The following is a 6,996-nucleotide window of genomic DNA, read 5'->3' on the forward strand; positions in this document are numbered from 1 at the left end:
CGGATATCACTAAATTATTTAAATAAAAACTTATGGACCAATTGATTCGTTTAACTGCAAGGGTGCTTATTGCGGCACTGGTTTTTACATCCGGACTATCTGCGTCGACAGCCCATGAAAGTCAGCAGGTACCCGACCCTGAATCACATTTCGGCTTTAAACCCGGAGCCGACAGGATGCTGTTTACCTATGAGGAGATGATCGATTACATGAAAAAGCTTGAGGCAGCATCGCCAAAGGTAAAGATGGAACAGATAGGGTATACGGAGCTTGGAAGGCCTATGTACCTTTTGTTTGTATCCTCGGTCGAAAATATAGCTAATATTGACAGGCTTCAAGAGGTGAACCGCCGGCTTGCACTTGAGCCTGACCTGGCTGATGCAGAGCGTAACAGACTCGTGGATGAGGGCAGGGTTTTCTTTTTTATGACGCTGTCGATGCATTCGACCGAGGTCGGGCCTTCACAGGCAGCACCACTGATCATCTACGAGATGATCACCTCTGAGGAGCCCGGGATGCAGTTTATACTCGATAATACGGTTTACATGATCACCCCGTCGCATAATCCTGACGGGATGAACATGATAGTTGAGAATTATAAGAAGTACAAGGGCACAAGATACGAGGGAAGCTCAATGCCCGGGGTCTATCACAAGTATGTGGGCCACAATATCAACAGGGACTTCATTACCCTGGCCATGAGTGAGAATGAGGCCGTTGCCAGGGCCTACAGCACCGAATGGTTTCCGCAGGTGAGTGTTGAGAGGCACCAGATGGGGTCGCGAGGCCCAAGGTATTATGTGTCGCCGCCCCATGACCCGATAGCAGAAAATATCCTGCCAGGAATATGGAACTGGAAGCGCATCTTCGGTTCGAGGGCGCTCACCGAGATGACCGAAGCGGGACTGCAGGGGGTATCTGTACAATACATCTTCGATATGTACTGGCCCGGCAATACCTCAACCAGCCTCTGGAAAGGTGTAATAGCAATGCTCTCTGAGGCAGCCAGTGTTGATATCGCCTCGCCTATATATATTGAGCCGAACGAGCTTACGGTTACAGGCAAGGGCCTTGCCGAATATGAAATCAGCATAAACATGCCCGACCCCTGGCCCGGCGGGTGGTGGCACCTGAGCGACATTGTTGAGTATGAGAGGGTCAATACCCTTTCGTACATGCGCACGGCGGCAATTCACCGGGAGGAGATACTGAGACACCGTAATGACATAACCAGGAGAGAAGTTGAGAGGGGCAGGAACGAGGCACCATACTATTACATAATGCCTATTGACCAGCATGACAGGAGTGAGCTGGCCGACCTGGTCAACCTTCTTGATAAGCATGGAATCACTACTTATCGCCTTACGGCCGACCAGGTGATTGAAAACAGGCTGCACAAAGCCGGGGATATTGTTGTACCTCTTGCCCAGCCCTACCGCGCCTTCATTAAAGAGGTGATGGAGGCACAGCAATTTCCGGTTCGCCATTACACGAGGGGAGGCGACATGATAAGGCCCTATGACATTACAAGCTGGTCGCTCCCGTTGCACAAGGGTGTTGAGGCCGTTGAGATAAACACAAGGTATGAAATTCCTGTTTCGACTCTCGAAAAGGTGGATATCCCGTTTGGCTTTGCTGCTGAAAGACCTGCCAGTTATGCAGGGGTGCTGTTCACGGCAACCAACAACGAAAGCTTCAGGGCAGCATTTACCGCTGCCGATATGGGGCTGAAGGTAGAGAGGCTTACAGAAAGCTATAAGGCTGGTGAAAAGGAGTTTCCGGAGGGCAGTTTCTTTATGGCATCGCAGAGGGATCTTGATATGGTTCTTGAAGGGCTGATGGTACAACCTGTATACCTGACCGGCGCATTTGAAGGCAGCACAGAAGCCCTGAGAATACCGCAGATCGCCCTTGTAGAAACCTGGTTTCACGATATGGATGCCGGATGGACACGGTACCTGTTTGACACATATAATATTCCATACCGTGTACTTAGGCCGGCCGACCTGCAAGAGGCTAACCTGCAACGCGACTTTGATATTGTGATCCTGCCCGACCAGTCACAGGCAGCCCTGATGGCTGGCAGGGGAGGCAGGCCCGGAAACTACACCATTACAAGGTACCCGCCCGAATATGCCAAAGGAATGGAGCAGAAAGGCCTGAATAATCTTCTTTCGTTTGTCGATAACGGAGGGAAGGTGGTTTCGTGGGGAAGATCCACCTCAATATTCATGGGCAACCTCAGCATTGAGGAGGAGAACGGCGAAAAACAGGAGTTCAGCCTGCCGGTTTCTGACATCGGGAGCAGGCTGTCAGGTCAGGGACTTGATGTTACCGGCTCATTCCTTCGGGTCAGGCTCAGGCCGAATCATCCTCTCACGCTGGGTATGCCTGAATATACCGGGGTTTTTCACCGCGGAAATCCCGTTTTTGCAACAAGCTTCCCCTATTTCGACATGGACAGGAGGGTTATTGCATCTTTTCCGAAGGAAGATATACTGCTGAGCGGATTTATAAGGAATGAAGACCTTCTTTCAGAACAGGTTGCAATGGTCTGGGTCAAAAAGGGAGAGGGACAGATAGTGCTTTTCTCTTTCTGCCCCCAGTTCAGGGGATCAACGCCCTCATCCTACAAGCTGCTGTTCAATTCGCTTCTTCTGTAACTCCGGGCTTCAGGGAAGGCCTGCCGGCTTTCCCTGGCTTTTACCGGCGGGTTGTTAGCTGATATCCCCAAATTTTGTTAATATTGAACCTGTCTGTTCACCCTGAAAAACAAAACTGCCATTAACATGACCTTTTCCCGTTTCAGATTGATAAACCGGCTGACCGGTATTTTTGCTGCCATATCAATTGTCTTTCTTGTTTTTGCATGCGGAGGGCGGAGCAGTTCCGAAAGGGCTGCCGCCGATCAGTATCAGACATGGGCTGAGAAGCTCGGATTCCCTGCCGGCGAAAGAGTGCTGATTTTTCATGCCGATGATATGGGTATGTGTGACGAAGCCAATGAAGCAACTTTTTACCTGATGGAAAACGGGTATATACAGAGTGCTGCCGCTATGGCGCCATGCCCGGCCTACGAAGATGCCATCAGCTGGGCCATTGAGAATCCGCAATACGATGTGGGTATTCACCTTACCCTGACAAGCGAGTGGCAAACCCACCGCTGGGGCCCGGTGGCTGATCCTTATGAGGTTCCCGGACTGGTAGATCCCGACGGGTACATGTGGCGGAGCGTTCAGGAGGTGGCGATGAATGCCACACCCGAAGAGGTTGAAAAGGAGCTCAGGGCCCAGATTGAATACACCCTGTCGCTGGGATACCGCCCCGACCATATGGATACCCATATGGGAACTGTCTTTGCCACAAACGAGTTTACTGAGATATACCTCAGGCTTGCCGAAGAATACAACATCCCTGCCATGGTGATAGATTTTTCCGACCCTGAGGTGGTTGAACGGTACCGGCAGGCAGGCTATCCCGTAACCGAAAGGCTGCTTGATATGCTGGACAGCTATTCGCTTCCGAAACTTGACTATTTCTCTTCCGTACCGGAGGCTGACACCTATGAGGAGGTTCGCGAACGGTTTTTTGAGCAGATACGTTCGCTTCAGCCGGGGCTTACAGAGATAATTTTTCATCCGCAGTTTGAAAGCGGGTTCGGAAAAACAATAACCGGTTCATGGCAACAGCGCGCATGGGAGGTGGATCTTTTTGCCGACCCCGTGGTACAGCAGTTCTTCAAAGACGAAGGGCTGATTTTCACCAACTGGAAAGAGGTGATGGAGAGGTTTGATGAATTATTGCCTGGTCTGGGGAACTAAGTTTGTATGTTTTGGTAATCCATTATTAAATAATCAAATTCCACAATCATGAAGCAACTGAAAATTTTCCTTACCGTTTTTATTGCATTTTTTGTGCTTATTCCTGTTAATGCGCAGCAGAGATACGACCATTCGGCAGCTGAAGAGCTTGGCTGGAGACTTGCTGCCCAGGCTTATACTTTCAGGCTTTTCACCTTTGAAGAGACCCTGGATAAACTTAATGAGCTTGGACTGAAGTATGTGGAAATGTATCCGGGTCAGACCATTGGAGCAGGAATTGAAGGTACGACACACTATTCCATGGATACGCAGACACGGCAAAAATTAAAGGACCTGCTTGACTCCAAAGGCATCAGGCTTGTAAATTACGGGGTTGCCGGAGCCAATACCGCCGAGGAGTGGAACCAGTTATTTGAATTTGCATATGATATGGGGATAGAATCAATAATGATAAATCCCCGTGCAAAGCATTTTGATCTTATAGAGGAATTGTGCGAAAAATACGGAATTAATGTTGGCATACATAATCATCCCAAGCCTCGCTCTGATTTCTGGAATCCAGATTATGCAATGGCTCAGCTGGCCGGACGAAGCCGGAAAATGGGTATCTGTGCAGATATCGGACATTGGGGGCGTTCAGGGGTAGATCCGCTTGAGGCAATTAAAAATACGGAAGGCAGGATTATTTCCCTTCATTTCAAGGACCTGAACCATTACGGAGAGGGTTCTCATGATGTACCATGGGGTGCCGGTGTATGCAATATAGCTGGCATTATGCATGAGCTGAAGAGACAGGGGTTTGAAGGAGTTTTTTCAATAGAGTATGAGCATAACTGGGAAGATTCTGTCCCCGAAATAGCAGAAAGCATTGCTTATTTTAACAGGGTTGCATTCTGGCTGACGTCAGAATAGAAAATATTCAGGTTTTTATGCGCCTCTAACAGCTATATCATTATGGCATGGCCACAGGAAAAAAAATATCCATACTTCATCTTGCATCAACAGTTGCTGTTATTGCCATAATACTTATCGGACTTGCGCTGGCAGGATTGTCTTGCTATCGTCAGGGACTTTTCGGACTCTTGTGTGCTTCTGCACTTTTTGTAATGAGCCACGACAAGCTGCGGGACTTTTCATTTACCGCCTGGGTGCTGGTTTGTGTAGGTTTTGCCCTTGCCTGGCCCCAATCCCTTCATGAGTGGGGTGGTTTTGAACTTCCCCTGCTGATAGTGCCACTGACGCAACTGATAATGTTCGGTATGGGCACCACCCTCAGCCTGAAGGATTTTTCGGGTATCCTCGTGGCTCCGTGGCCTGTTATGCTGGGCGTAGTACTGCAATTCGGGGTCATGCCGGTCATAGGTTTTGCAGTGGCACTGTCACTGGGCTTTGAGGGTGAGCTGGCAGCCGGTATTGTGCTCATAGGCTCGGTTTCGGGAGGGGTTGCATCAAACCTGATGGCATTCATTGCAGGGGCCAACGTTGCGTTATCGGTCACAATGACAGTTGTTTCAACTTTTGTAGCACCGCTGATGACACCATTGCTCATGGGTCTTTTTGCCGGACGGTTTATACCAATCGACACACTGGCAATGATGATAGGGGTGATCAATATAATTGTGATACCGGTTGTTGCCGGATTACTTGCCCATGCGGTACTCTACAGCAGAAGGCCGTGGGCTGTGTCTGCCGGTTATCTTTTACTTGTGGCGCTTGTTTCTGCCCTTGTTGCAGCCTCCTCTTTAGCAGCAGATCCAGAAGTTTTCGGAATTTTTGCCCCGTTGCGGAACGGACTTGTACTGGGCGGGTCGCTTTTATCGGTTGTGGCTTTGTCAAAGATCATTGTCAGCGTATGGCTCGGGAGGCCGAATACCTGGATAGACAAAGCGTTGCCTGTGGTATCAATGGCGGGGATATGTGCAATACTTGCCATTATCATCGCACAGACCCACGACGTGCTTTTGGAAGCGGGACTTCTGCTGGTTCTTGCCGCTGTTGTGCACAATCTTTCCGGATACGGACTGGGTTACTGGGGAGCAAGGGGCTTCGGTTCATTGCTTGGCAGGTTGGGTTACAAAATGGGCTTTAGGGATACGGACACTCCGCTTATCGATGAGGCCGCTTGTCGTACAGTTGCCTTCGAGGTAGGCATGCAGAACGGGGGTATGGCAACGGGGCTGGCAATGGATGTGCTCAAGAGCCATGTGGCTGCACTGCCGCCGAACCTGTTCGGTACATGGATGAACATTTCGGGATCGGTACTGGCAAACTGGTGGAAACGCCAACCGAAGGTACGGTAGGGTGAAACACAGGCCTGCTGACAGAGAGCCCGGTAGAGCAATAAACCGGCAGATGCCGGAGATCTCAATTACCTGAACCTTCTGTAAAGGATATTTTTTTTGTATTTTGCTACGAAAAAACCACTGCCCCTGAATAAGCGGCCTCATAAACCAACCACTGTTATGGATGAAGTTTTCAACCGTATTGCAATCTGCATCGAAGCAGGTAAGATCAACAAAACATCTCCCTACCCGCCCGACATGAAGGGAGAGGATGGTGCTCATGAGCTCACGGCAAATGCTCTTGAGCAGGGTGCTTCTGCAGGGGATATTCTTACAAATGCGTTGATACCCGGAATGGGGAAGGTGGGCATTAAATTCCGTGAAAACAAAATATTCGTGCCCCAGGTGCTGATGTCGGCCAAAGCGATGAACGCGGCAATGGAGCATCTCAGGCCATGGTTTGCAAGCGGGCAGACAAAGCGTAAGGGCACATTCGTGATCGGCACCGTTGCGGGCGATCTTCATGATATCGGGAAAAACCTGGTTGCCATGATGGTCGAAGGTAACGGCTTTGAGGTAATCGACCTGGGCGTTGATGTCGGCGCTGACAGGTTCCTGGAAGAGCTCGGGAAAAACCCCGGTGCAGTGATCGGGCTGTCGGCCCTGCTCACCACCACCATGGTGAACATGGAGAATATCACGCAGGCGATCAAAGAGAAGAGTCCCCAAACCCTCGTATGCGTGGGCGGGGCTCCCGTGAACCAGGATTTCTGCGAGAGGATAAACGCCGACCTTTACAGTTCCGATCCCCAGGGCCTTGTTGAATACCTGAACAGTAACCTGTAGGCAGGGCAGCCTGCAGGCGGGACTGGCGGGAGTGAATACTGCAGGCA

The 6,996-nt window shown here is 50.2% G+C and carries 5 protein-coding genes; all 5 read left to right on the forward strand.

Annotated features, from left to right (window positions below):
- The first annotated feature begins 32 nt into the window (after positions 1-32).
- On the forward strand, positions 33-2,663 hold the full coding sequence (locus EA408_06960) for a hypothetical protein (GenBank protein TVR72432.1): 2,631 nt from the start codon (positions 33-35) through the stop codon (positions 2,661-2,663).
- Positions 2,664-2,789: 126 nt separating this feature from the next.
- Positions 2,790-3,821: a ChbG/HpnK family deacetylase gene (locus tag EA408_06965; GenBank protein TVR72433.1), complete on the forward strand. Its 1,032-nt coding sequence runs from the start codon at positions 2,790-2,792 to the stop codon at positions 3,819-3,821.
- Between the two features lie 48 nt (positions 3,822-3,869).
- Positions 3,870-4,733, forward strand: a complete 864-nt coding sequence (locus EA408_06970) for a sugar phosphate isomerase/epimerase (GenBank protein ID TVR72434.1) — start codon at positions 3,870-3,872, stop codon at positions 4,731-4,733.
- A 47-nt stretch (positions 4,734-4,780) separates the two neighbouring features.
- Positions 4,781-6,121 (forward strand): bile acid:sodium symporter family protein, encoded by a 1,341-nt coding sequence (locus EA408_06975; GenBank protein ID TVR72435.1) that lies wholly within the window; start codon positions 4,781-4,783, stop codon positions 6,119-6,121.
- Between the two features lie 162 nt (positions 6,122-6,283).
- Positions 6,284-6,949: a cobalamin-binding protein gene (locus EA408_06980; GenBank protein TVR72436.1), complete on the forward strand. Its 666-nt coding sequence runs from the start codon at positions 6,284-6,286 to the stop codon at positions 6,947-6,949.
- Positions 6,950-6,996: the final 47 nt, after the last annotated feature.

Source organism: Marinilabiliales bacterium, from assembly GCA_007695015.1.
Taxonomy (GTDB): domain Bacteria; phylum Bacteroidota; class Bacteroidia; order Bacteroidales; family PUMT01; genus PXAP01.